Annotated in this window: 24 protein-coding genes, 1 other RNA gene and 1 pseudogene; 14 read left to right on the top strand and 12 right to left on the bottom strand. The window is 66.4% G+C overall.

The genetic code is table 11. From position 1 onward, the window contains the following. The first annotated feature begins 69 nt into the window (after positions 1-69). The 7 genes from GSQ95_RS07660 (at position 70) to GSQ95_RS07630 (ending at position 6,417) form a co-directional block, all read left to right on the top strand. Positions 70-1,035, top strand: a complete 966-nt coding sequence (locus tag GSQ95_RS07660) for an amino acid ABC transporter substrate-binding protein (protein WP_372241633.1) — start codon at positions 70-72, stop codon at positions 1,033-1,035. A gap of 100 nt (positions 1,036-1,135) precedes the next feature. After that, complete coding sequence (locus GSQ95_RS07655) at positions 1,136-2,323, top strand: amino acid ABC transporter permease (RefSeq protein WP_158889364.1); 1,188 nt, start codon at positions 1,136-1,138, stop codon at positions 2,321-2,323. 9 nt (positions 2,324-2,332) lie between these two features. Beyond that, complete coding sequence (locus tag GSQ95_RS07650; RefSeq protein WP_158889366.1) at positions 2,333-3,433, top strand: amino acid ABC transporter permease; 1,101 nt, start codon at positions 2,333-2,335, stop codon at positions 3,431-3,433. A 10-nt stretch (positions 3,434-3,443) separates the two neighbouring features. Continuing rightward, complete coding sequence (locus tag GSQ95_RS07645; RefSeq protein WP_039976153.1) at positions 3,444-4,211, top strand: amino acid ABC transporter ATP-binding protein; 768 nt, start codon at positions 3,444-3,446, stop codon at positions 4,209-4,211. Positions 4,212-4,475: 264 nt separating this feature from the next. After that, a complete protein-coding gene (pcsA, locus tag GSQ95_RS07640) occupies positions 4,476-5,168 on the top strand; it encodes a phosphatidylcholine synthase (RefSeq protein WP_133862217.1) in 693 nt (230 codons plus the stop codon). 2 nt (positions 5,169-5,170) lie between these two features. Further along, positions 5,171-5,491: a GIY-YIG nuclease family protein gene (locus GSQ95_RS07635; protein WP_178118346.1), complete on the top strand. Its 321-nt coding sequence runs from the start codon at positions 5,171-5,173 to the stop codon at positions 5,489-5,491. Beyond that, positions 5,479-6,417 (top strand): glutathione S-transferase family protein, encoded by a 939-nt coding sequence (locus GSQ95_RS07630; protein WP_158889368.1) that lies wholly within the window; start codon positions 5,479-5,481, stop codon positions 6,415-6,417. Before GSQ95_RS07635 ends, GSQ95_RS07630 begins: the two co-directional genes overlap by 13 nt. A gap of 59 nt (positions 6,418-6,476) precedes the next feature. Here the strand turns inward: GSQ95_RS07630 and GSQ95_RS07625 are convergent, their stop codons facing one another. Both GSQ95_RS07625 and GSQ95_RS07620 read right to left on the bottom strand, forming a co-directional pair. Continuing rightward, on the bottom strand, positions 6,477-7,097 hold the full coding sequence (locus tag GSQ95_RS07625; protein ID WP_158889370.1) for a flavin reductase family protein: 621 nt from the start codon (positions 7,095-7,097) through the stop codon (positions 6,477-6,479). 10 nt (positions 7,098-7,107) lie between these two features. Beyond that, a complete protein-coding gene (locus GSQ95_RS07620) occupies positions 7,108-7,599 on the bottom strand; it encodes a metallophosphoesterase family protein (protein ID WP_158889372.1) in 492 nt (163 codons plus the stop codon). 189 nt (positions 7,600-7,788) lie between these two features. Here GSQ95_RS07620 and GSQ95_RS07615 point away from each other — a divergent pair. Next, a pseudogene (locus GSQ95_RS07615) lies at positions 7,789-8,034 on the top strand (glycine betaine ABC transporter substrate-binding protein); the annotation flags it as partial. 58 nt (positions 8,035-8,092) lie between these two features. Here GSQ95_RS07615 and GSQ95_RS07610 read toward each other — a convergent pair. The 3 genes from GSQ95_RS07610 to GSQ95_RS07600 form a co-directional block, all read right to left on the bottom strand. Further along, positions 8,093-9,622: an apoptosis inducing factor family protein gene (locus tag GSQ95_RS07610; protein ID WP_158889374.1), complete on the bottom strand. Its 1,530-nt coding sequence runs from the start codon at positions 9,620-9,622 to the stop codon at positions 8,093-8,095. A gap of 81 nt (positions 9,623-9,703) precedes the next feature. Further along, positions 9,704-10,618 (bottom strand): cation diffusion facilitator family transporter, encoded by a 915-nt coding sequence (locus GSQ95_RS07605; RefSeq protein WP_158889376.1) that lies wholly within the window; start codon positions 10,616-10,618, stop codon positions 9,704-9,706. Beyond that, a complete protein-coding gene (locus GSQ95_RS07600; protein ID WP_017639149.1) occupies positions 10,618-11,043 on the bottom strand; it encodes a hypothetical protein in 426 nt (141 codons plus the stop codon). Before GSQ95_RS07600 ends, GSQ95_RS07605 begins: the two co-directional genes overlap by 1 nt. A 127-nt stretch (positions 11,044-11,170) precedes the next feature. Here GSQ95_RS07600 and GSQ95_RS07595 point away from each other — a divergent pair. Together GSQ95_RS07595 and hrpB are read left to right on the top strand one after the other, a co-directional pair. Next, positions 11,171-11,262, top strand: a non-coding RNA gene (locus tag GSQ95_RS07595) — sX9 sRNA. Between the two features lie 43 nt (positions 11,263-11,305). Then, positions 11,306-13,810: an ATP-dependent helicase HrpB gene (gene hrpB, locus GSQ95_RS07590; RefSeq protein ID WP_158889378.1), complete on the top strand. Its 2,505-nt coding sequence runs from the start codon at positions 11,306-11,308 to the stop codon at positions 13,808-13,810. A gap of 65 nt (positions 13,811-13,875) precedes the next feature. On the opposite strand, the gene GSQ95_RS07585 is transcribed toward hrpB, so the two are convergent. After that, positions 13,876-14,379, bottom strand: coding sequence for an Lrp/AsnC family transcriptional regulator (locus GSQ95_RS07585; protein WP_133862081.1), 504 nt, complete (start codon positions 14,377-14,379; stop codon positions 13,876-13,878). A 138-nt stretch (positions 14,380-14,517) separates the two neighbouring features. Here GSQ95_RS07585 and GSQ95_RS07580 point away from each other — a divergent pair, with 138 nt between their 5' ends. After that, on the top strand, positions 14,518-15,453 hold the full coding sequence (locus GSQ95_RS07580) for a DMT family transporter (protein ID WP_158889380.1): 936 nt from the start codon (positions 14,518-14,520) through the stop codon (positions 15,451-15,453). An 83-nt stretch (positions 15,454-15,536) separates the two neighbouring features. Here GSQ95_RS07580 and GSQ95_RS07575 read toward each other — a convergent pair whose 3' ends face one another. Next, positions 15,537-16,277 carry an NPP1 family protein gene (locus GSQ95_RS07575; RefSeq protein WP_158889382.1) on the bottom strand — a complete coding sequence of 247 codons (741 nt, stop codon included), beginning with the start codon at positions 16,275-16,277 and terminating at the stop codon, positions 15,537-15,539. A 348-nt stretch (positions 16,278-16,625) separates the two neighbouring features. Between GSQ95_RS07575 and GSQ95_RS07570 the strand changes: the two genes are divergently transcribed. The 3 genes from GSQ95_RS07570 (at position 16,626) to GSQ95_RS07560 (ending at position 18,948) form a co-directional block, all read left to right on the top strand. Then, positions 16,626-17,456 carry an oxidoreductase gene (locus GSQ95_RS07570; RefSeq protein WP_158889384.1) on the top strand — a complete coding sequence of 277 codons (831 nt, stop codon included), beginning with the start codon at positions 16,626-16,628 and terminating at the stop codon, positions 17,454-17,456. A gap of 12 nt (positions 17,457-17,468) precedes the next feature. Further along, the gene (locus tag GSQ95_RS07565) at positions 17,469-18,407 is read left to right on the top strand and encodes an AraC family transcriptional regulator (RefSeq protein ID WP_158889386.1); all 939 of its coding nucleotides are present in this window, start codon (positions 17,469-17,471) and stop codon (positions 18,405-18,407) included. Between the two features lie 112 nt (positions 18,408-18,519). Beyond that, the gene (locus GSQ95_RS07560; RefSeq protein WP_158889388.1) at positions 18,520-18,948 is read left to right on the top strand and encodes a pyridoxamine 5'-phosphate oxidase family protein; all 429 of its coding nucleotides are present in this window, start codon (positions 18,520-18,522) and stop codon (positions 18,946-18,948) included. Between the two features lie 4 nt (positions 18,949-18,952). Here the strand turns inward: GSQ95_RS07560 and GSQ95_RS07555 are convergent, their stop codons facing one another. The 5 genes from GSQ95_RS07555 to GSQ95_RS07535 are packed head-to-tail and all read right to left on the bottom strand — an operon-like array spanning position 18,953 to position 22,796. Continuing rightward, entirely contained in the window at positions 18,953-20,161 is a 1,209-nt protein-coding gene (locus GSQ95_RS07555; protein ID WP_158889390.1) for an amino acid deaminase, read from the bottom strand. Continuing rightward, positions 20,158-20,931, bottom strand: coding sequence for an IclR family transcriptional regulator (locus GSQ95_RS07550; RefSeq protein ID WP_158889392.1), 774 nt, complete (start codon positions 20,929-20,931; stop codon positions 20,158-20,160). The genes GSQ95_RS07555 and GSQ95_RS07550 overlap by 4 nt, the downstream gene beginning before the upstream one ends. 14 nt (positions 20,932-20,945) lie before the next feature. After that, positions 20,946-21,332, bottom strand: coding sequence for a RidA family protein (locus GSQ95_RS07545; protein ID WP_158889393.1), 387 nt, complete (start codon positions 21,330-21,332; stop codon positions 20,946-20,948). A 28-nt stretch (positions 21,333-21,360) separates the two neighbouring features. Continuing rightward, on the bottom strand, positions 21,361-22,137 hold the full coding sequence (locus tag GSQ95_RS07540) for an amino acid ABC transporter ATP-binding protein (protein WP_158889395.1): 777 nt from the start codon (positions 22,135-22,137) through the stop codon (positions 21,361-21,363). Beyond that, the gene (locus tag GSQ95_RS07535) at positions 22,134-22,796 is read right to left on the bottom strand and encodes an amino acid ABC transporter permease (protein WP_133862071.1); all 663 of its coding nucleotides are present in this window, start codon (positions 22,794-22,796) and stop codon (positions 22,134-22,136) included. The genes GSQ95_RS07540 and GSQ95_RS07535 overlap by 4 nt, the downstream gene beginning before the upstream one ends. Between the last annotated feature and the right edge of the window lie 5 nt (positions 22,797-22,801).

Below are 22,801 nucleotides of genomic sequence, written 5' to 3'. Positions count from 1 at the left end.
AGATGTGTATAAGAGACAGAGTCTACCCTGGCAATTCTGACCACCGCCGCTGCTTTTGGCCTGTCCGGCATGGCTCACGCAGGCGCTACCCTGGATGCGGTGAAGAACAAAGGTTTCGTGCAATGCGGCGTCAGCGATGGCCTGCCGGGCTTCTCCTACACCGATTCCAAGGGTGACTACAAAGGCATCGACGTCGACGTCTGCCGCGCCGTGGCCGCTGCGGTCTTCGGTGACTCCACCAAGGTTCGTTTCACTCCCCTGACCGCCAAGGAGCGCTTCACCGCGCTGCAATCCGGCGAGATCGACGTGCTGTCGCGCAACACCACCTGGACCAGCTCCCGCGATGGCGGCATGGGCCTGATCTTCGCCGGCGTCACCTACTATGACGGCCAGGGCTTCCTGGTGAACAAGAAGCTGGGCGTGAAGAGCGCCAAGGAACTGGACGGCGCCACCGTGTGCATCCAGGCCGGTACCACCACCGAACTCAACCTGGCCGACTACTTCCGTTCCAACGGCATGAAGTTCACCCCTATCACCTACAGCACCTCGGACGAGAGCGCCAAATCGCTGGAAGCGGGTCGTTGTGACGTCCTGACCTCCGACCAGTCGCAGCTGTACGCCCAGCGCAACAAGCTGTCCAAGCCCGACGACTATGTCGTGCTGCCCGAAGTGATCTCCAAGGAGCCCCTGGCACCGGCCGTCCGTCGTGGTGACGAGGACTGGCTGACCGTGGTCAAGTGGTCGCTGTTCGCCCTGGTCAACGCCGAAGAGCTGGGTCTGACCGCCGCCAACGTCGAGGCCCAGGCCAAGGACTCCAAGAACCCTGACGTACGGCGTCTGCTGGGTGCCGATGGCGAATTCGGCAAGGATCTGAAGCTGCCGAAAGACTGGGCGGTGCAAATCGTCAAGCAGGTCGGCAACTACGGCGAAGTCTTCGAGCGCAACGTCGGCATGGGCAGCGATCTGAAGATCAAGCGTGGCCTCAACGCCCTGTGGAATGCAGGCGGTCTGCAGTACGCCCCGCCGGTCCGTTGATCTCGGCGCCTTAGTCGCCGACCACCTTCCGGATGTGCAGATTCTCGCCCTGCAGCGTTCCTCGCGCTGTGGGGCGAGAATTTAATGAGGCTTCTAGTAGATGCAAAACGTTAGCAAACCGTCCTCGCCGGTCCGTGGGTCTCTGCTCACCGATCCGCAGGCACGCTCCTGGCTGTTCCAGATCGTGGCCGTGGTCGCCGTCGTGGCCTTCGGCTGGTTCCTGTTCACCAACACCCAGGCCAATCTCGCCAACCGGGGTATCACCTCCGGCTTCGGCTTCCTGAACAATACCGCCGGCTTCGGCATTCCCCAGCACCTGATTCCCTACAGCGAAGGCGACACCTACGGGCGGGTCTTCCTGGTCGGACTGCTCAACACCCTGCTGGTGTCGGTCATCGGTATCTTCCTGGCGACCATCATCGGTTTCACCGTGGGTGTGGCGCGGCTGTCGAACAACTGGCTGCTGCGCAAGGTCGCCACGGTCTACATCGAGACCTTCCGCAACATTCCCCCGCTGCTGCTGATCTTCTTCTTCTATTTCGCCGTGCTCGCGCCCCTGCCAGGTCCGCGCCAGAGTCTGAGCCTGGGCGAAGCCTTCTTCGTCAACAATCGCGGTCTGTACATGCCCGCGCCGATCGCCGATGCCGGGTTCCTGCCCGGCTTGATCGCGCTGCTGATCGCCATCGTCGCCAGCGTGGTGGTGGTGCGCTGGGCGCGCAAGCGGCGACATGCCACGGGCCAGCGCTTCCCGGTGCTGTGGACCGTACTGGCGCTGCTGATCGGGATCCCGCTGCTGGCAGCCCTGATCTTCGGCCGGCCGTTGCACTGGGAGGTGCCGGAACTGCAGGGCTTCAACCTGCGCGGCGGCTGGGTGATCATTCCCGAGCTGGTGTCCCTGGCGCTGGCCCTGTCGGTCTACACCGCGGCCTTCATCGGCGAGACGGTGCGCGGCGGCATCCAGGCGGTCAGCCACGGTCAGACCGAGGCGGCCAGTTCGCTGGGGCTGCGTCCGGGTCTGACCCTGCGGCTGGTGATCATTCCCCAGGCCTTGCGGGTGATCATTCCGCCGCTGACCAACCAGTATCTGAACCTGATGAAGAACTCGTCGCTGGGTGCCGCCGTCGGCTATCCGGAGATGGTGGCGCTGTTCGCCGGCACCGTTCTGAACCAGACCGGTCAGGCCATCGAGACCATGGCCATCACCATGAGCGTGTACCTGGCCATCAGCATCAGCATCAGCATCCTGATGAACTGGTACAACAAGCGCATCGCGCTGATCGAGCGTTAAGGAGCGCGTATGAGTAACCAGACCCATACTTTCAAACCGGACCTGCCGCCGCCGCCTTCCAGCGTCGGTGTCCTGGCCTGGATTCGGGGCAACCTGTTTTCCAGCATCGGCAATACCCTCCTGACCCTGTTCGGTCTCTACCTCGTCTGGCTGATCGTGCCGCCGGTGGTGAACTGGGCCTTCATCAATGCCACCTGGAGCGGCAGCACCCGTGCCGATTGCGTGCCAGGTGGTGCCTGCTGGGTGTTCATCAAGGAGCGCTTCGGCCAGTTCATGTACGGCTTCTACCCCGGTGATCAGCGCTGGCGCGTGGATCTGACCGTGGTGATCGCCGTGGTCGGCGCCATCCCGCTGTTCCTCGACAGCTTCAAGCACAAGGCCCGTTACGGCCTGGCGCTGCTGGTGATCTATCCGCTGGTGGCCTTCTGGCTGCTGTATGGCGGCTTCGGTCTGCGCGTGGTGCCCTCCAGCGAGTGGGGCGGCCTGATGCTGACCGTGGTGATCGCCGCGGTGGGGATCGTCGGCGCCTTGCCGCTGGGCATCCTGCTGGCCCTGGGGCGGCGTTCCAAGCTGCCGGCGATCAAGGTCATCTGCGTGACCATGATCGAGTTCTGGCGGGGGATCCCGCTGATCACGGTGCTGTTCCTGTCGTCGGTGATGCTGCCGCTGTTCCTGCCCGATGGCATGAACCTGGACAAGCTGCTGCGCGCCATCGTCATGGTGATCATCTTCGAGGCGGCCTATATCGCCGAGGTGGTACGAGGTGGCATGCAGGCCATTCCCAAGGGGCAGTACGAAGCCGCCGCCGCCATGGGCCTGGGCTACTGGCGGACCACCGGCCTGGTGATCCTGCCGCAGGCGCTCAAGCTGGTGATCCCGGGCATCGTCAACACCTTCATCGCGCTGTTCAAGGATTCGAGCCTGGTGGTCATCATCGGCCTGTTCGACCTGCTCAACAGCATCAAGCGCGCCACCTCCGACCCGGCCTGGCCTGGTCTGTCCACCGAAGGCTATGTGTTCGCCGCCCTGGTCTTCTGGATCTTCTGTTTCGCCATGTCCAGCTACTCCGCCCGTCTGGAGCGCAAGCTGAACACCGGCCACAAGCGTTAGGAGTCAATAGATGAATGTAAGCAACAAGCAGCCGGTCGACAGCAGCAAGGTCATGATCCAGCTCAAGGACGTGAACAAGTGGTACGGCCAGTTCCACGTGCTCAAGGACATCAACCTGACCGTTACCCAGGGCGAGCGCATCGTGCTGTGCGGACCGTCCGGCTCGGGCAAGTCCACCACCATCCGCTGCATCAATCGCCTGGAAGAGCACCAGAAGGGGCAGATCATCGTCGACGGTACCGAGCTGACCAACGATCTCAAGCAGATCGAGACCATTCGCAGCGAAGTCGGCATGGTGTTCCAGCACTTCAACCTCTTCCCGCACCTGACAGTGCTGCAGAACTGCACCCTGGCGCCCATGTGGGTGCGCAAGCTGCCGAAGAAGCAGGCCGAAGAGATCGCCATGCACTACCTGCAGCGGGTGCGCATTCCCGAGCAGGCCAACAAGTTTCCGGGCCAGCTGTCCGGCGGCCAGCAACAGCGCGTGGCCATCGCCCGGGCGCTGTGCATGCAGCCGCGCATCATGCTGTTCGATGAGCCGACCTCGGCGCTCGATCCGGAAATGGTGAAGGAGGTGCTGGACACCATGATCGGTCTGGCCCAGGACGGCATGACCATGCTCTGCGTGACCCACGAGATGGGCTTTGCCCGCACCGTGGCCAATCGGGTGATCTTCATGGACAAGGGCGAGATCGTCGAACAGGCCGCGCCGGACCAGTTCTTCGACAACCCGCAGAACGAGCGCACACGGCTCTTCCTCGGCCAGATCCTGCACTAGGAAGCGACCGGGGCGGACGTGCTCCGCCCCGGTCGTCCTGCGAACCCAGTCACGGGCGTTCGGCGGGAAGGCGGGCAAAGGACGGCAAGGCGCGGTATCCTCGATGTTTGGCGCCCGGTTTCCGGGGTCGGCGGTCAAGGCCCGCCTTGCCGTTCACCGGCTTCATTGTCGATTTCGTAGCGTATTGCCAGAACAGGCGGTGCGCTAGACAGTCGAAGCCGTCATCATAGAGAGACGCCCGTGAACTCCATTTCCCATCCGCTCATGCTGACAAAAGCCAAGGCCTGGGGCGCCCATGCGGTGACCTCCAGTGGCGTGATCCTCGCGCTTCTGGCGCTGCTCGCTCTGGTCGACGGTCAACCCAAGGGTTGCCTGATGTGGCTCGGCATCGCCCTACTCGTCGACGGGCTCGACGGCACCCTGGCGCGCAAGTTCGAAGTCAAGCGGGTCCTGCCCCATTTCGACGGCTCCGCGCTGGACCTGGTGGTCGACTACCTGACCTATGTGTTCATTCCGGCGATCTTCATCTATCGCTTCGTTCCCTTGCCGCCGCACTTCGAGCTGGTGGCGGTGGGCATCATCCTATTGTCGTCGCTGTTCTGTTTCTGCAATGTGAACATGAAGAGTGCCGACAACTATTTCGTCGGCTTTCCTGCGGCCTGGAACGTGGTGGCGCTGTATTTCTACGTGCTGGATCTGGCGCCCTGGTTCAGCATGGCGGTGGTGCTGGTGCTGGCCGCCCTGACCCTGACCCGGGTCAAGTTCCTGCATCCCTTCCGCGTGCGTCAGCTGATGGCCTTGAACATCGCCGTGACCTCCATCTGGCTACTCAGCAGCGCCATGATGGTGTTCGTGCATCCCGACAAGCCGCTGTGGCTGATGGTTCTCTGGTTCGCCAGCGGCATCTACTTCGTCGGCGTGTGCGTCTGGCGTACCGCCCGGGAGTGGTTCGCCTGACGGTGAGCGACGACCCCCTGCCACCCGCGCGCACCTGGTATGTCTACCTGGTGCGCGCCGAGAATCAGGCGCTCTATTGCGGCATCAGCGATGATCCCGAGCGTCGTTTCGCCCAGCACCGCAGTGGCCGCGGTGCCCGCTTCTTCGCTTCCAGCCCGGCCCAGGCACTGGTCTATGTGGAAGCCTGCGGCGACAAGTCGGCCGCCCTGCGCCGCGAAATCCAGATCAAGAAGCTACCCAAACGAGCCAAGGAAGCCCTGGTGCTGGCCCCGTCCGGCACCTCGCCCGTGGCTGATTCAGGAGTGCTGTCATGTCCGAGCTGATTCTGCATCACTATTGGCAATCGCCCTTCGCCGAGAAGGCGCGCCTGCTGCTGGGTTTCAAGGGGCTGGCCTGGCGGTCGGTGATCATTCCGCGGATGCTGCCCAAGCCCGAGCTGGTGGCGCTCACCGGCGGCTATCGCAAGACCCCGGTGCTGCAGGTGGGGGCCGATGTCTATTGCGACACGGCGCTGATCGCCCGCCGGCTGGAGGCAGAGAAGGCGGTGCCGGCGCTGTTTCCGGAAGGTCAGGAAGCGGTCGTGGCCGCCTTTGCCGGCTGGGCGGATTCGGTACTGTTCCAGCATGCGGTGGCGCTGATGTTCCAGCCGGAGATCATGGGACCGCGCCTGGCCAGTCTGCCGCCGGAGCAGGCCCAGGCCTTCATGAATGACCGCAAGGCGCTGTTCAGTGGTGGCAGCCTGAGTCGTCTGACACCCGAGCAGGCCCGGCAACAGCTGCCGACCCTGTTGACTCGACTGGAAACCCAGCTCAAGCGCAGCGCTGGCGAATTCCTCTTCGGCGCGCCTTCGCTGGCCGACATCGCCCTGGCGCACAACTTCTGGTTTCTCAAGAGCACACCACAACTGGCGCCCCTGATCGACGAGCGTCCCGAGATCGCCGCCTGGTTCGCCCGGGTGCTGGGTTTCGGGCATGGTACCCATGAGGAACTCTGCGCCGCCGAGGCGCTGGAGATCGCCAGGGCCGCGGGGCCGCTGGCCTTGCCGCGCGACCAGGCCGTTGCCGTGGAAGGCTTCGCCTGGGGTGACCGGGTGAGCGTGGCGGCGACCGACTATGGGGTGGATCCCGTCGTGGGCGAACTGGTGCATGCCGACAGCGAAGCTCTGGTGATCCGTCGCCACGACGCGCAGCTGGGGGCGCTCCAGGTGCATTTCCCGCGACTGAATTTTCGCGTCAGCGCCGCGGGCTAGTGAGCCTGGAATGCAAAACGGCGCCCCAGGGCGCCGTTTTGCATTCCAGGGCCGATCGCTCAGTCGGGACGACGCATGCGGAACAGTGCGGCCTCGGTGATCTCGAAATAGTCGGCGGGGCCACCGCCACGGACGATGGGACGAGCCGCGGCAGTCTGGTAGATGCCGTCCTTGAGCAGGCGCTTGTCGATATGGGCGGCGACCACCTCGCCCAGCACCAGCCACTGATCCAGTTCGTCCCCGGCAGCGGTCTTGAGGCGGACGACCTGGCTCAGCCTGCATTCGAAGGCCACCTGGGCGCGGGCGACCCGCGGCACCTTGACGACAATGGAGGGGGCGGGTTCGAGGCCAGCCAGGGCGAATTCGTCCACCTCGGGCCCGACCATGGCGCTGCTGGTGTTCATCTCCTCGGCCAGTTCACGGGTGGCCAGATTCCAGACGAACTCGCCGGTGCGCTCGATATTGGCCACGCTGTCCTTGTAGCCCTGGCTGGAAAAGCCGATCAGCGGGGGCTTGTAGTTGAAGGCATTGAAGAAGCTGTAGGGCGCCAGGTTGAGAACGCCGCTTTCGCTATGGGAGGAGATCCAGCCGATGGGACGGGGTGCGATGATGGCGTTGAAGGGGTCATGGGGCAGGCCGTGGCCCTGGCTGGGTTCGTAGAAGTGGTAATCGATGCTCATCGGGATTCCTTCAGGGGGTGAGTTCCAGGATCTCGGCCTGGATCTGGCCGGCATTCAGGGTCAGGCGGCCAACGCTGATCGGCAGCCGAAAGCGCCGTGGGCCAGCGCTGCCGGGGTTTATGTAGAGTACGCCAGCGCGCTCTTCGATCAGCGGCTTGTGCGAGTGCCCGCTGACCACCACCCGCACCATGGCGCCGGCGGCCGCCAGATCCAGCTCGGGCAGGATATGCAGCATGTGGATGTCGACGCCGGCCAGGGTCAGGGTGACGCGCTCCGGGATGTCGTCGGCCCAGGGCAGGTCGTCGTTGTTGCCGCGGACCACCACCAGCGGCGCCAGCTCGCGCAGGGCGTCGAGGATCTCGGGCTTGCCGATGTCTCCGGCGTGCAGGATGAAGTCGCTGCTGGCCAGGGCTTCCAGGGCCTGGGGCCGGAGCAGGCCGTGGGTATCGGCGATCAGGCCGATGCGATAGGGGCGAGGTGCGGTGGCTAGGGGGGCATTCATGGGGGCTCGGTGTCTCTCAAGACCTTCAGCGGGATCGCCATCGATCACGGGGCTGACGCTTCAGTTGAGAGGTGTCCGGACCCCCAGGAGTTCTACGCGGAAGCGAAACGCTGGGCGGTGGTCCGCGCGATTCGAGGAGCGGCTGTCCTCCCGTGCCTAGCGCGCCGTGGCGCCCGGCTGGGCAAAAGGCTGCGCTATCGCGACGATCCCAAGGGGGTCTTCGGTACGGCGGAGCAGATACATGCCATGGCGCGCAAGGAATTCCCTGCCGAGTACCCGCAGGTCGCTACCTTCTTCGCCCACTACCACCTGCCGGCCGGCGACCTGCAGCAGCTGATGCCTCAGGCGCGTGACAGTTCTGCCGACAAGGTCGTGGCCGATTACTACGCGGCCCACAGGCAGCTGTTTGCCGACATGTTCAACGCAAAGAACTGAGACGCCACGGACCTACCGGAACGCCTCTGTCCCGCAGGTGCGTCCGGGTCGTTCCCGCTCAGGACGTTGCCAGGACGTCCAGGGCGCGGGCGCGCGACAGTGGCTGGCGCATCAGCTGGCTCAGCACCGCGGTGGCGCGCTCCCGCTGGCAAGCCACGACGCCGACCACCCGGTCTTCGGCCAGCAGCAGGGCGACGAAGGTCTGGTCGCCCAGGCTGCCGTCGAGGTGCATGTCGTCCCACTGGCGGGGATGACCGAGGTATTCGTAGCGCTTGCCGTGATGCAGGGTCCAGAAGAAGGGCACGTCCGCGTAGCTCTCGGCGTGGCCGAGCAGATTGCGCGCCGCCAGGCGGCCGTGTTGCTGGGCCAGCCGCCAGTGTTCGATGCGGGCGGGTTGGCCGGCATGGGGAAAGGTGGCCAGATCGCCAACGGCGTAGAGGTCCGCGGTCGCCTGGAGCTGGGTATCCACCGGGACGCTGCCGTCTTCGGCCAGAGGCAGGTTGGCCAGGAAGGCGGTCGCCGGGGCGATGCCGGTACCCACCAGGACCAGGTCGGCGGACAGGTGGGTGCCGTCCTTGAGGCTGACCTGGCGCACCTGGTCGTCGCCGGCAAAGCCCACCACCTCGTTGGGAGCATGGAAGGTCACGCCATTGGCTTCGTGCAGGGTCTTGAAATGCTGGCCGAGGGTCTCGCCCATCTGCTTGATGAAGGGCAGGGAAACGGGGGAAACCACGTCCACCGCCAGGCCCTGCTTGCGCAGAGCGGAGGCGGCTTCCAGACCGATGAAGCTGGCGCCGACGATCACCACGCGGCCTTCTTCAGGCAGATTGGCCAGGATGGCGGCCGCGTCGGCGCGGGTCCGCAGCAGGTGGACGCCCCTGAGCTCGGCACCGGGCACGTCAAGGGGCCTGGGTTCGCCACCGGTGGCGAGCACGCAGCCGTCGTAGTTCAGGGTCTGGCCGTTGGCGAGTTCCAGCTGGCGGAGCTGGGGATCCAGGCGCGCCACCTCGGCGTGCAGGCGTTCGATGCGCTGCTGGCGGAAGAAGTCGGCCTCGCGCAGCGGTGGGGCTTCATCGGGGGCCTTGTCGCCCTGGAGGACGAATTTGGACAGGGCGGTCCGGTCATAGGGCTCATCCGGTTCGCGGCCGATCAACAGCAGGCGGCCGCCAAAACCGAATTCGCGCAGGGCCGCCGCTGCGGCGGTGCCCGCGGCGCCCGCACCGACGACGATGAACAGGCGATCGTCGGACTGGGGCTCCGCCGTCTGCGCGGGCAGGGGCTCGGTTCCGACCAGCACCTCGCCGTCGCGCACGTCCACCGGATAGCGTTGCAAGGCATCCAGTGCCGGTGGTTCGCAGAGGCGGCCATCGTCGACGGCGAAACTCGCCTTGTGCCAGGGACAGACCAGGCGGCCCTGGCAGACCGCACCCTCGGCCAGCGGCGCCCCGGCGTGGGGGCACTGCGCCTGGAAGGCGCGTACCTCGTCACCGACGCGCAGCAGCAGGATTGCGGTGCCTTCGATCTCGACCGCGGTACCGCGGTCTTCGCGCAGGTCGGCAAGATGCGCGACCGGGTGCATGGTTTTCATGGTGGACTCCGGCGCCGTCTGGGGCGCTCTCTCGAAACAGGCTCAGCAGATTCGAGAGAGCGCAGCGGCGCCGGGTTCCGCTCAGGGGGCGGGCGGCAGCGGATGACGGTGCGGAACGTCGGGTGCGTCCAACGGATCGGCGTGGACCAGCACCTCGGCCTGGGGATACTCGGCGCGGATGGCGGCTTCCACCTCGTCGCACAGCACATGGGCACGGGACAGGCTCATCTCGCCCGGCAGCTCCAGGTGCAGTTGCACGAACCAGTGATTGCCGGAGAGGCGGGTGCGCAGGTCGTGGGCACCTTCCACCCCCGGGACCTGGCAGGCCAGCTGCAGCATGTGCTCGCTGATGTCGGCGGGCAGTTCCTGGTCCATCAGCACGCCAAAGGAATCGCGGGCGATGCCGTATGCGCTCCAGAGGATGTAGAGGGCGATGGCCAGGCCGAACAGCGGATCCAGCCAGTACCAGCCGAAGCCGGTCAGTGCCAGGGCGATCAGGATGCCGACATTGAGCAGCAGATCGGAGCGATAGTGCAGGGCGTCGGCGCGGACCACCGTGGAGTCGGTGAGGCGGATGACGTGCTGCTGATAGGCCACCAGTACGGCGGTCAGGGCCAGGGAAAACAGGGTGACGGCGATGCCCAGGGCATGGGCGCCCAAGGGTTCGGGTTGCTGCAGCCGCCCGATGGCCTGCCAGGCGATGAGCACGGCGCTGACGCCGATGAAGACCGCCTGGGCGATGCCGGCCAGGGACTCGGCCTTGCCATGGCCATAGCGGTGGTCGTCGTCCGCCGGCTTGAGGGCGTAGTGCACTGCCAGCAGGTTGAAGATCGAGGCCAGGCCATCGAGCAGCGAGTCGGTCAGGCCGGCGAGCAGACTGACCGAGCCACTGAACCACCAGGCCACGGCCTTGGCCAGGATCAGCGTCGTCGCCACCGCCACCGAGGCGGCGGTGGCGCGACGCAGGAGCCGCTCGGTGCCGTGCGGGTCGCTCATCAGGCGCGCGGGGCGAGACCCAGGCTGGCGAGCTGCTCGTTGCTGCCGCTGCGCTGCAGCAGGCGCGGATCGTCCAGCGGCAGGTTGTGGCCGGTGGCCTGCTGGATGATGGCCTTGAGGCGCGCGCGATCAACGCTGCCATCCGGGTTGACCGCCTTGTTCAGCTCGCTGGGATCAACCTCGGCGCGCTTGTTGTCGGGCAGGTAGATGGCGCCGGTGGCGAAGTCCACGCCAAAGGCGATCAGGCCGGGAATGATGTAGAACAGCAGACCGATGGCATCGAGGGCGACGATGCCCGGATCGATCCGGCCACTGCCGGTGATTTGGCCGCGGCGCTCGGGATAGAACAGCGAACCGCAAGCGGTCAGCTGGGTGAACAGGGCGGCGGCGAGGACGCCACACACCGCGCGGGTACGCATCGACATAGACAACCTCCGGTTGGATGAGGCCGCCACTATAGCGGCCGGAATCACGGCGGGCGAGACGCTTTAGAGCGACAAACAAAACTACTGCGCGTCTGCCATACAGGCGCGTGCAGTGCTCGGAATCCTCATGTACCACTCGTACACTCGAACGCGAGCCCGGCGCGCTTCCTGCGCGCCGCGCGCACCTGCCTGACAGCCGCTCGCTACATTTTGTTAGCCGCTCTTATACTGCCCGCCCCGTTGAGACCACCGGCCGTGCCCAATGACGCCCTTGCCCATCGATGTTGTCCTGCCCGAGCTGCGCCAGGCCCTCGCCCACCGCGATGACTGCGTGCTGGAAGCGCCGCCCGGCGCCGGCAAGACCACCCGGGTGCCCCTGGCGCTGTTGCAGGAACCCTGGCTGGCCGGCCAGCGCATCCTGCTGCTGGAGCCGCGCCGGCTGGCGGCGCGCGCCGCCGCCGAGCGCCTGGCCGCGGAGCTGGGCGAAGGCGTCGGCGAGACGGTGGGCTATCGCATCCGCCTGGAGAGCCGGGTCGGGCCGCGCACCCGTATCGAGGTGGTCACCGAGGGCATCCTCACCCGCCGCCTGCAGGACGATCCGGCGCTGGAGGGCATCGGCCTGGTGATCTTCGACGAATTCCACGAGCGCAGCCTGGACGCCGACCTGGCCCTGGCGCTGACCCTGAGCGGCCGCGAACTGCTGCGTGACACCCCGCTCAAGCTGCTGGTGATGTCGGCCACCCTGGAAGGCGAACGCCTGGCTGCCTTGCTGGGCGGAGCGCCGGTGGTGCGCAGCGAGGGGCGCATGTTTCCGGTGACGACCCGCTGGAGCCGGCCGCTCGGCCAGGACGAGCGCCTGGAGACGCGGGTGGCCGCCACGGTGCTGCAGGCACTGGACGAGGAGGCCGGCAGCCTGCTGGTCTTTCTGCCCGGCCAGGCGGAGATCCGCCGCACCGCCGAGCGCCTGGCGGAGCAACTGCCCGCGGGGGTATTGCTCTGTCCGCTGCACGGCGAGCTGGAACTGGCCGCCCAGCGTGCGGCCATCGAGCCGGCGCCGGCGGGTAGCCGCAAGGTGGTGCTGGCCACCAACATCGCCGAGACCAGCCTGACCATCGAAGGGGTGCGGGTGGTGGTGGACGCGGGCCTGGCGCGCGTGCCGGCCTTCGATCCCGGCAGCGGCATGACCCGCCTGACCACCCGCCGCATCTCCCGTGCCTCGGCGACCCAGCGCCAGGGCCGCGCCGGCCGCCTGGAACCGGGGGTCTGCTATCGACTCTGGTCGGAAGAGCTGCATCAGCAGCTGCCGGCCTATGACAGCGCCGAGATCCTCCAGGCCGATCTGGCTGGTCTGGCCCTGCAACTGGCGCGCTGGGGCATGAACGCCGAGGAGCTGGCCTGGCTCGATCCGCCGCCCGCTGCCGCCCTGGCCCAGGCGCGCGATCTGCTGCTGCGGCTGGGCGCCCTGGACGACCAGGGCGTGCTCACGCCTCACGGCCAGGCCATGAGCGGCCTGCCGGCCCATCCGCGGCTGGCCCACCTGCTGTTGCGCGGTCAGGCCTGGGGCCTGGCCGAGCGCGCCTGCGAGATCGCCGCGCTGCTGGGCGAGCGCGACCTGACCCCGGGGCAGGGCGCCGATCTGCACACCCGTCTCCTGCTGCTGGCGGGCGAAGGCCGGGGTCCGCGCGGTGGCGTGGCGCGCATTCGTCAGCTGATCCGCCAGTATCGCGGCCTGTTGCGCGGCCCGGCCGGGCAGCCGGTGGCCGATCCCGAGCATCCGCGCTGGACCGGCGCTTTGCTAGCCTGCGCCTATCCGGATCGCATCGCCCAGCAGCGCAAGACCGGCGGTCAGGACTATCGCCTGGCCAATGGCCGGGCCGCCAGCTTTGGCGAGCCGGATGGGCTGATGAAATCGCCCTGGCTGGTGGTGGCCGACCTGGGCAGTCGCCAGGGGCAGCGCGAAGAGCGCATCTACCTCGCCGCCGAACTGGATCCAGCGCTGTTCGAAGGGCCGCTGGCCGAGCAGGTGGTGAGTCACGACGAACTGGACTGGGACGAACGCGAGAAGGTGCTGCGTGCCGAACGCCAGCGGCGGATCGGCCAACTGGTGCTGAGTCGCGAGCCGCTGAAGAATCTGGACGCCGCCGCCCGCAGCCGGGCGCTGCTCGGGCTGGTGCGGCGCAAGGGGCTGGAGTTGCTGCCCTGGACGCCGGAATTGCGCCAGTGGCAGGCGCGGGTGGCGCTGCTGCGCCAGCTGGACCTGCAGCAGCAGCCGACGAGCGACTGGCCGGAGGTGAGCGACGCCGCCCTGCTGGTCAGCCTGGAAGTCTGGCTGCTGCCCTATCTGGAGCGCGTCACCCGGCTGGCCCACTTCGCCACTCTGGACCTGGCCGCCATGCTGCAGGGCCTGCTGCCCTGGCCATTGCCACGCCAGCTGGACGAGCTGGCGCCGCGCAGCCTGGCGGTGCCCTCCGGTTCCAGCATCCGCCTGGACTACAGCGAGCAGCCGCCGGTGCTGGCGGTACGGCTACAGGAGCTGTTCGGCCTGGCCGACACCCCGCGCCTCGCCGGTGGACGACTGGCGGTCAAGCTGCACCTGCTCTCGCCCGCGCGGCGACCGGTGCAGGTCACCCAGGACCTGGCCAGTTTCTGGGCCAATACCTACGGCGAGGTGAAGAAGGATCTCAAGGGCCGCTATCCCAAGCACTACTGGCCGGACGATCCCTTGATCGCCGAACCCACGGCGCGAGCCAAGCCGCGGGGGACGTGAACGAAATCCCGGCGCGGGCAAGAACGTGGGGCGCAGCCGCCTGGCTGGCCTGGCGCTCCGCACGCTCAACCGTTGCTGCCGGCCGGACGCTTTCGCAGATGATTGGTGGGCAGGGCCGTGGTGTATTTCACCTGGCTCAGGGCAAAGCTCGATCTGATGCTGGCCACGACGGGGATCGACGTCAGGCAGTCGAGCAGGAGCGTCTGGTATTTGCTCAGGTCTTCGCTCACCACCCGCAACATGAAGTCCGCCTCGCCGCTCATGAGGTAGCACTCCATCACTTCCGGGCGTTCCTTGATCGCATTGGTGAAGATCTCCAGGGACTGCTTGTCCTGAAGCTTGAGCGACACATGCACGAAGACGTTGATGGCCAGGTTGAGCGCTGCCGGATCGACCAGTGTCACGGCGCCGCGCAAGACGCCACGCTCCTTCATTTCCGCGACGCGTCGCCAGCAGGGTGAAGCGGAAAGGCCCACGATGTCGGCCAGCTCCGCATTGCTGAGCTCCGCATTTTCCTGAAGCGCATCGAGGATACGCAAGCTGGCCTCATCGAGCGTCGCTCGGCTCATGGTGAGATTTTCCTATACTATTTATTTTGTGGGTAGAACTTACCCATCTTCTATTTTTAGAGGAACAGATAGGTGCGTTTTTTCGCTGGTGTCGCCGCATCATGACCCTAGGCAATCTGCTTGCGACAGGGTGGCACCATGAGCGTTTCAATCCAGCATCTGGCGAAAAGCCGCATCAAGGGCCTGGGCATCTCCTCCACCTACCTGTGCCTGGGACTCATGGTGCTGCTGTGGGGCAGTAGCTGGCCGGTGACGAAGCTGGCCCTGCACAGCGTGCCGCCGCTCTGGCTGGCGACCCTCAGATTCGCCAGCGCCGCGCTCTGCCTGTTCGCCTATCTCGGCGTGCGCGGGCAACTCAGGCGGCCCACCCGGCAGGACCTGCCCATCGTCGCCAGCGTGGGCCTGTTGCAGATGATGACCTTCACCGGACTCGGCATGGTGGCGATGGTGCATGTCGACACCAGCAAGGCCGTGCTCCTGGCCTACACCACGCCGCTGTGGTGCGTGGTCGTGGCCTGGGTGCTGTTTCGTGAAGTGCCGACCCGGCTGCAGCTTGCCGGGCTGCTGGTGGGGATGGCGGGCGTCGTCGCGGTCTGCTCTCCTGGAGAGCTCGACTGGACGCAGCCGGACACCCTCGTGGGGGCGGCCTTCCTGCTGCTGGCGGCGGTGAGCTGGGCGTTCGTCATCCTGCATGTGAAGCGCCACCGCTGGGTGACCCCGGCCCTGCTCCTGGCGCCCTGGCAGATGCTGTTGGCCACCATCCCCCTGGCGATTGCCGCCTACCTCGTCGAGGGACCGCCGATCGCCATCGTCTGGGATCGAACGCTGGTCGAGGCGCTGTTGTTCATCGGTCCGATCGCGACGTCGGCCTGCTTCGTCATCTCGGCGGAACATGGGCGGAGGATCTCCACCTTCGGCATGTCGAATTTCACCCTGGGGGTGCCGCTCGTGGGTACCGCCTTCTCCTGTCTGGCGTTTGGCGCGACCGTCTCCTCGCTGTTTCTCGCCGGGCTCGGTCTGGTGATCCTGGGGGTCGGGGTCTCGGCCCTGGCTACGCGGACCGGGCGTCGCTAGCGGGGTGTCTCCGCAGTCGCCAGCACATCCTTGGCTGGACGCCTGCGGCCACGCAGCCAGGGAGCCCCAGCTACCCCACCGGGTCACTGGGTCTGCCAGGCCTTTTGCAGGTTGGACCAGAAGGCCCCGCCATCCTTGAAGGGTACGTTTGCCGCGCCGAAGTCATAGCTGTTCAGGGTGTTCTTGGCGGGTACCGGCATCCGGCTCCAGCTGATCAGCGGCTGGCTGCGCCCCATGTCGTTGGTGGCATCGGGAGAGTGGTCGGCGAAGCCCTTGTAGGTCGCATGATAGGTGACCTTGGGATGGACGCCCTGGGTGAGATAGCCGCTGCGGCCGCGCCAGGCGGGCGGATTGAAGTTCACCTGGTATTTGCCGTGGGTGGAATAGTCTATCTTCAATATGGGCGAGCCGACTTTGCACTCACTGGTCCAGACGACGATATCTTCCCAGTCATGGCGATGGCCGCCGGCGGCGCCCAGATAGTTCGGCGGCTGATCCTTGGGGAAATACCAGGAATACATGATCGCGCAGTGTTTGAAGTATTCGGCCATGCGCGAATAGACCTGGCCATTGGTGCCGCGACAATGCCCATCCGGAGCGCCCGAAGGATGCAGGCCGCCACTGACATTGCCCGCGGAATCCACCGCCGGATAGTTGTTGCAGGAGTCCGGACCGTCGGCAATCATCGGCTGATAGTAGTATTCGACGGCGGTGGCGTCGGCACGGATCTGTTGTACCTGATCGTGGTTGATCACGGCGGCGAATACCGGTGACGTCAGGCAGAGGGTCGTGGATACCATCAATAGCGAGATCTTACTGCTCATGAAGAATCTCTCCGCTAAGTAGTAGGGCTGGCGTTTATTCGAAGGCGTAGTGCTTGCCGAAAGTTACTGTATCGGCAACCAAGTCGAACTTGGTCCACTGGGATTTTCCCTGGCGCGCTTGTTGGTTTTATTTAACCGCGGTGACACTTGAATGGCAGGTGCGGCCGAAGAAAGGGAGCCTTGGCCTAAGGCGACAGGGGGATAACCGATCTGAATGAGTGCAGGTCCTCGAAGCCCTGGCCAGGAATGTACAGATCGAGAGGATTAGGCAAGACCTCCAGACCATCCGGCAACGAAGGCGCCAGGCACCGGCGCTAGCATGGCTGCTTCCAACGATGGGAGTCGACCATGAACGAGCACAAGACCCTTTTCATTACTGGGGTGAGCAGCGGCCTGGGCAACGCCCTGGCGCAGGAAGCCCTCGCGGCCGGCCACCGGGTCATCGGCACCGTGCGCCGGGACGCCGATCTTCAGGCCTTCGCCGCCTTGTCGGACCGGGCCCATGGCGTGCTGCTGGATGTCACGGACCATGCTCGCCTGGCAACGGTGGTGACCGAGGTTCAGGCCGCCCACGGGCCGGTGGATGTCCTGGTCAATAACGCCGGCTACGGCCATGAGGGCATTCTCGAAGAATCGCCGCTGGACGAGTTGCGCCAGCAGTTCGAGGTCAATGTCTTCGCGGCGGTCGCCGTGACCAAGGCCTTCCTGCCGTCCTTCCGCGAGCGGCGCCGCGGTCATATCATCAACATCACCTCGATGGGTGGCACCATCACCCTGCCGGGTATCTCCTACTATTGCGGCAGCAAGTTTGCCCTCGAAGGCATCTCCGCGGCGCTGGGCCAGGAGTTGGCACCGTTCGGCATATGGGTCACCGCCGTGGCACCCGGCTCCTTTCGCACCGACTGGGCGGGCCGCTCGATGCGTCGCAGCGCCCGCGGCATCGCCGACTACGATGAGCAGTTCACGCCGATCCGGGCGGCGCGGGAGGCCAAGAGCGGCAAGCAGCCCGGCGATCCGCGCAAGGCGGCCCAGGCCCTGCTGCAGCTCATCGCCCTGCCGGCCCCGCCTGCACAGTTGCTGCTGGGGAGCCATGCCTTGCAGCTGGTGCGCGAACGTCTGGCCACGGCCAGCCGGGAGATCGAGCGCTGGGAGGCCCTGACCCTTTCCACCGATGGCTGACGCGGAGGCCCCATGAATCCGAGCGATCCCCTTGCCAGGCGTCTGGTGGCGCTGCTGGGCAGGCTGGCGCCCCAGGAAGGCTACAACCTCAGCGCCCTGGAGGATGTACGCTTCCTGCGTTCGGATCGTCCGCTGACCGGCGTACCCGTGCTCTATGATCCCGGGGTCGTCATCGTCTGCCAGGGTGGCAAGCGCGGCTACTTCGGTGAGCGCGTCTATCAGTACGATGCCCAGCACTACCTGGTGGTCTCCGTGCCCGTGCCCTTCACCATGGAGACCGATGCCAGTCCGGAGGCACCGCTGCTGGCCATCTATCTAAGGCTGGATTTCGGGCTGCTCGGGGACCTGGTGTTGCAGCTCGACAGCGAACTGGGACCGGCGCGGGAGGCGCCCCGCGGGCTCTATGCCTCGCCGATCGATGAACCGCTGCGCGCCTCGACGCTGCGCTTGCTGGAAGCCTTGAGCGTGCCGACGGACGCCCGGCTGCTGGGGCCGGCGCTGCTGCGCGAACTCTACTATCGGATCCTCACCGGCGCCCAGGGCGGATCACTGCGTGCGGCTCTGGATCGCCAGGGTCGTTTCGGCCGCATCGCCCGGTCGTTGCGCACCCTGCACGCCCGCTATGCCGAGCGCCTGGACGTCGCCGCGCTGGCGCAGGAAGCGCGCATGAGTCAGCCCAGCTTCCATCGCCACTTCCGCGACGTCACGGGGACCACGCCCATGCAGTATCTGAAGTCGACCCGTCTGCACCAGGCGCGGCTGTTAATGCTGCGCGACGCCCTCCCGGCGGCGAACGCGGCCTTTGCCGTAGGCTACGAGAGCGCCTCCCAGTTCAGTCGCGAATTCAAGCGGCTGTTCGGCCGGACACCGCTGGCGGAGATCGACTGGATGAAGGCCACCTATGCGTTGCCGGCACCGCCTGCGACGGCGCTCTATGTCTCTTCCCACTAGGGCCCTCCGTCCGAAAAGCCCGGTCGCGGCCGCCGCGCCGGAACCAAGCGGCAGCCGTCTTCGGTCTGAATGCAGACGGGCACTGCCTGCCCGCCCAACCGGAGCGACCCCCATGGCCGACAAGACCCTGCACGACCTTTCCAAAGCGATGCGCGATCTGGATTTCTGCATGCTGACCACCGGCACCGGGCGTTTGACCAGCCGGCCGATGAGCAACAACGGCGACGTCGAATACGACGGGGACTCCTGGTTCTATGCCTACGAGGACTCGGCCAAGATCTGCGACATCGAGCAGGATCCGGCGGTGGGACTGAGCTTCAGCGAAGGCAAGAGTCTGCTCGGCAAGCCCGGCCTCTTCATCGGCATCGAAGGGCATGCCGAGCTGATCCGCGACAAGGCGCAATTCGAGGCGCACTGGACCAAGAGTCTGGACCGCTGGTTTCCCCAGGGTACCGACACGCCCGGCATGATCCTCATCAAGGTGCATGCCGAGCGCGTGCGTTACTGGGATGGGGAGGAACAGGGCGAGCTGCGCCCCTGAGTTCCTAGAAGCAGGTCGCGAAGGTCTCCACGACCTGCAGACCTTCGTCGACGATGCAGCCCTGGCGCCACTTGTCGAAGGTCAGGCAGGGGTGGGAGGTGCCCAGGGCGATGATGTCGCCGATGGCCAGTGCGGTCCCCGGGGCCACGACCATGAAGGCGTGCTGGTCCATGATGGCCGTGACCGTGCAGCCGCTGACGTCGACGGTGTCGGCAGGGGTCTGGCCGGGACGGTAGCGGCGCAGCGGCAACGGCAGGCCGGCATCGTGGGCGATGTCGCGCTTGCCCAGCGCCAGGATGGCGAAACCGGGTTCGGGCATGGACTGCACATGCGCCCAGACCTCCAGCGCCGGTTGCAGGCCTTCGTTCAGACCGGTGCGGGCCAGGACGCCACACTGGGCCTCGCGATAGATCCCGTGGTCATGGACCACATAGCTGCCGGGACGCATGACGGCGAGAAAGCGCTCGCGCACGTCCAGCTGGTCGAAGGCGGCGGCGATCAGGTCGTACCAGGCCGAACCCGATGCGGTGACGATGGGGCGGTCGAGGGCGAAGGCGCCCTGGCCGCGCAATTCCTCCGCCAGGCGCACCAGGGAATCGGCGAAGGCGCGGATGTCGGTGACCGCTTCGGCGCCATGGATCACCCCCTCGTAGCCTTCGATGCCGGTCAGGCGCAGCGCCGGTTGTCCGGCGATGGCGCGGGCCAGTTCACGCACCTCGGCTTCGCTGCGGCAACCGCAACGGCCGCCGGGTACGCCGTATTCGATCATCACCTGCAGCGCCAGGCCGCGTGCGCCAAAGAAGGCACCCAGGGCGGTGACCTGATCGGGATGATCCACCAGGCAATGGAAGTCGAAGTCCGGCTCGGCGGTGAGCAATTCGGCGATCAGCGCCATGTTCGGCGCGCCCACCAGCTGATTGGCCATCAGTACCCGGCGCACGCCGTGGGCCTGGGCGGCGCGGGTCTGCACGGCGGTGGCCAGGGTCATGCCCCAGGCGCCCGCGGCCAGCTGTCGCTGGAACAGCGCCGGCGCCATGCTGGTCTTGCCGTGGGGCGCCAGTTCGGCGCCGCGCTCGCTGGCGAAGGCCTGCATCCAGGCGATGTTGTGGTCGAGGGCGTCCTGGTGGATGACCAGGGCGGGCAGGGCGATGTCGCTGAGCAGGCTGGCGCCAGGACTGGCGGCGCCTTTCTCGGGAGCGTTGAGGGGGGTCATGGATTCTCCTGGCCGCCCAGGCGCTGGGACAGGCGGCGGGCGCTGTCGACCAGTACCTGGCGGTACTCGGCATGGTGGGCCTGGGCGTCGGCGCGGGGCGCCACGATGCACAGGGTGGCGATGCTCAGGCCGCTGGCGTCCTGCACCGGGGCGGCGAAGCAGTGGGTGTAGGTGTCGGCGATGCTGTCGAAGGAAAAGAAGCCTGCGGCGCAGGCGCTGCGGATCTCGGCGATAAAGGTCGCCGGGGCCAGGCGGCTGCCATCGGGCAGGATGAAGTCGTCCGGATCGATCAGGGCGAGGATCTCGGCATCGCTCAGATGACCGAGCAGCAGCCGCCCGGACGCGGTCCAGGGAATGGGCGCGTCCTCGCCGACATTGGAGGAGATACGAAAGGCGCGGGCGCCTTCCTTCATCAGCGAGACGGTGTACTTGCGGCCGTTGAGCTGGCACAGCTGGGCGGTCTCGCGGGTCTGGGCGACGATGTCGTCCAAGAGCAGCCCGGCCTCGCGGGCCAGGTCGAAGTGGCGCAGGTGCGCCTGGCCGAGAAAGTACAGCTCGCGGCCCAGGTAGACCTGGCCGTCGCGGCCCACGGCATCGAGCATGTGCCGCTCCAGCAACAGGCCGACCAGGTCGTAGACGGTGGACTTGGGAATGCCCAGACCGGCGGCGACCTCATTGGGTCGCAGCGGCCGACCCACCCGCTTGAGGTGATCGAGGATATCGAAGGCGCGGTCCAGGCCGCGGGCGCGCTGGCGGGTAGGTTCGGTCATGGCTCCGGGTTGTCTCAGCTCTTGGGTTTGTAGGCGATGCAGTCGATCTCGACCTTGCAGTCCACCATCATGGAGGATTGCACGCAGGCGCGCGCCGGGGCGTTGCCGGCGAAGTACTCGGCGAACACCTTGTTGAAGCTCCAGAAGTCGCGCGGATCGTCCAGCCAGACGCCGGCACGCACCACGTGCTCCAGACCGTAGCCGGCTTCGTGGAGGATGGCGATCAGATTCTGCATGGTCTTGTGGGTCTGGGCGACGATGCCGCCGTCGATGATCTCGCCATGCTCCATGGCCACCTGGCCGGAGACGTGCAGCCAGCCATCGGCTTCCACCGCGCGGGCGAAGGGCAGGAGTTGACCACCTGCGCCGCGTTCGCCGGCGCCGTATCGAGTGATGCTCATAAGGGTGCTCCTGTTACGGGGGAAGGATTCAGAAAGAGGTCCGGCCGAGGAATTCGGCGAGACGGGTGGAGCGCGGCCGCTCGAACAGCTCGCGGGGCGGACCCTGCTCCTCGATGCGGCCCTGGCTCATGAAGACGATGCGATCGGACACCTCGTAGGCGAACCTCATCTCGTGGGTCACCAGCAGCATGGTCATGCCGTCCTGGGCCAGGTCCTTGATCACCGCCAGCACCTCGCCGACCAGCTCAGGGTCCAGCGCCGAGGTGGGTTCGTCGAACAGCATCAGACTGGGATTCATGGCGATGGCGCGGGCGATGGCCACCCGCTGCTGCTGCCCGCCGGAAAGCTGGCCGGGATGATAATCGCGGCGCTCGATCAGGCCGACCCGGCGCAGCCACTGCTCGCCGATGGCCACGGCTTCGTCCTTGCCCAGCTTCTTGACCTTGCGCAGGCCGAGGGTGACGTTTTCCAGAGCGGTGAGGTGGGGAAACAGATTGAATTGCTGGAAGGCCATGCCGGTGAGCGAGCGCTGGCGGGCGATCTCCCGTTCCGGCAGGCGCTGGCGGCGACCGCCTTCCTCGCGATAGCCGATGGCCTCGCCGGCCAGCCGGATGCTGCCGCCCTGGAAGTCTTCCAGCAGGTTGACGCAACGCAGCAGGGTGGTCTTGCCCGAGCCGCTGGAGCCGATCAGGGTGACCACGTCGCCGCGATCCAGGGACAGGTCGATGCCCTTGAGCACCTCCACGGCGCCAAAGCTCTTGTGCAGGTCGTTGATGCTCAGCAGGGGGACATTGGAATCGGTCATGGCAGGGTCACCCGTTTTTCCAGATAGCGGCCGAGCCGCTCGATGGCGAAGTTGATGAGAAAGAACAGCAGCCCGGCGAACAGATAGAACTGCAGGGTCATGAAGGTGCGGGCGATGACCTGCTGGCTGCTCAGGAGCAACTCGGCCACGCCGATCACCGAGAGCAGGGTGGAGGCCTTGACGATCTCGGTGGAGGCGTTGACCCAGGTCGGCAGGATCTGGCGCAGCGCCTGGGGCAGGAGCACCTCCTTGAGACTCTGGGCGAAGGTCAGGCCGATGGCCTTGGCCGCCTCGTGCTGGCCACGCGGAATGGCCTGCAGGGCGCCGCGGACGATCTCCGCCACATGGGAGCCGCAGAACAGCAGCAGCGCCGCGGTGCCGGCCTGGAAGGGCGTGGGCCGCAGGCCCAGGGCCGGTGCCATGTAGTAGCAGGCCAGCACCAGCACGAACACCGGGGTACCCCGGATCAGGTCGGAATAGACGCGGAACGGCAGGCGCAACGGCCAGCGCCCGTAGGTCAACGCCAGGCCGCCAAGGGTACCCAGCAGGGTGCCGCCCAGCACCGCCAGCACGGAGCAGGCCAGGGTGGTGGCGAAACCGGCGGCCAGGGTCTGGCGGGCGTTCCACAATTCCAGGAACCAGGAGGGGGCTTCGTACACGATCG

Origin of the sequence: Pseudomonas sp. BAV 4579 (assembly GCF_009765395.1) — a bacterium.
Classification (GTDB): Bacteria; Pseudomonadota; Gammaproteobacteria; order Pseudomonadales; family Pseudomonadaceae; genus Chryseomonas; species Chryseomonas aestiva.
This window is presented reverse-complemented; position numbering and strand designations above follow the sequence as displayed.

Coding starts and splice junctions, on each gene's coding strand:
- GSQ95_RS07660 (WP_372241633.1), top strand. CDS start 70: ATGGCTCACGCAGGCGCTACCCTGGATGCGGTGAAGAACAAAGGTTTC.
- GSQ95_RS07655 (WP_158889364.1), top strand. CDS start 1,136: ATGCAAAACGTTAGCAAACCGTCCTCGCCGGTCCGTGGGTCTCTGCTC.
- GSQ95_RS07650 (WP_158889366.1), top strand. CDS start 2,333: ATGAGTAACCAGACCCATACTTTCAAACCGGACCTGCCGCCGCCGCCT.
- GSQ95_RS07645 (WP_039976153.1), top strand. CDS start 3,444: ATGAATGTAAGCAACAAGCAGCCGGTCGACAGCAGCAAGGTCATGATC.
- pcsA (WP_133862217.1), top strand. CDS start 4,476: ATGCTGACAAAAGCCAAGGCCTGGGGCGCCCATGCGGTGACCTCCAGT.
- GSQ95_RS07630 (WP_158889368.1), top strand. CDS start 5,479: ATGTCCGAGCTGATTCTGCATCACTATTGGCAATCGCCCTTCGCCGAG.
- GSQ95_RS07625 (WP_158889370.1), bottom strand. CDS start 7,097: ATGAGCATCGATTACCACTTCTACGAACCCAGCCAGGGCCACGGCCTG.
- GSQ95_RS07620 (WP_158889372.1), bottom strand. CDS start 7,599: ATGAATGCCCCCCTAGCCACCGCACCTCGCCCCTATCGCATCGGCCTG.
- GSQ95_RS07610 (WP_158889374.1), bottom strand. CDS start 9,622: ATGAAAACCATGCACCCGGTCGCGCATCTTGCCGACCTGCGCGAAGAC.
- GSQ95_RS07605 (WP_158889376.1), bottom strand. CDS start 10,618: ATGAGCGACCCGCACGGCACCGAGCGGCTCCTGCGTCGCGCCACCGCC.
- GSQ95_RS07600 (WP_017639149.1), bottom strand. CDS start 11,043: ATGTCGATGCGTACCCGCGCGGTGTGTGGCGTCCTCGCCGCCGCCCTG.
- hrpB (WP_158889378.1), top strand. CDS start 11,306: ATGACGCCCTTGCCCATCGATGTTGTCCTGCCCGAGCTGCGCCAGGCC.
- GSQ95_RS07585 (WP_133862081.1), bottom strand. CDS start 14,379: ATGAGCCGAGCGACGCTCGATGAGGCCAGCTTGCGTATCCTCGATGCG.
- GSQ95_RS07580 (WP_158889380.1), top strand. CDS start 14,518: ATGAGCGTTTCAATCCAGCATCTGGCGAAAAGCCGCATCAAGGGCCTG.
- GSQ95_RS07575 (WP_158889382.1), bottom strand. CDS start 16,277: ATGAGCAGTAAGATCTCGCTATTGATGGTATCCACGACCCTCTGCCTG.
- GSQ95_RS07570 (WP_158889384.1), top strand. CDS start 16,626: ATGAACGAGCACAAGACCCTTTTCATTACTGGGGTGAGCAGCGGCCTG.
- GSQ95_RS07565 (WP_158889386.1), top strand. CDS start 17,469: ATGAATCCGAGCGATCCCCTTGCCAGGCGTCTGGTGGCGCTGCTGGGC.
- GSQ95_RS07560 (WP_158889388.1), top strand. CDS start 18,520: ATGGCCGACAAGACCCTGCACGACCTTTCCAAAGCGATGCGCGATCTG.
- GSQ95_RS07555 (WP_158889390.1), bottom strand. CDS start 20,161: ATGACCCCCCTCAACGCTCCCGAGAAAGGCGCCGCCAGTCCTGGCGCC.
- GSQ95_RS07550 (WP_158889392.1), bottom strand. CDS start 20,931: ATGACCGAACCTACCCGCCAGCGCGCCCGCGGCCTGGACCGCGCCTTC.
- GSQ95_RS07545 (WP_158889393.1), bottom strand. CDS start 21,332: ATGAGCATCACTCGATACGGCGCCGGCGAACGCGGCGCAGGTGGTCAA.
- GSQ95_RS07540 (WP_158889395.1), bottom strand. CDS start 22,137: ATGACCGATTCCAATGTCCCCCTGCTGAGCATCAACGACCTGCACAAG.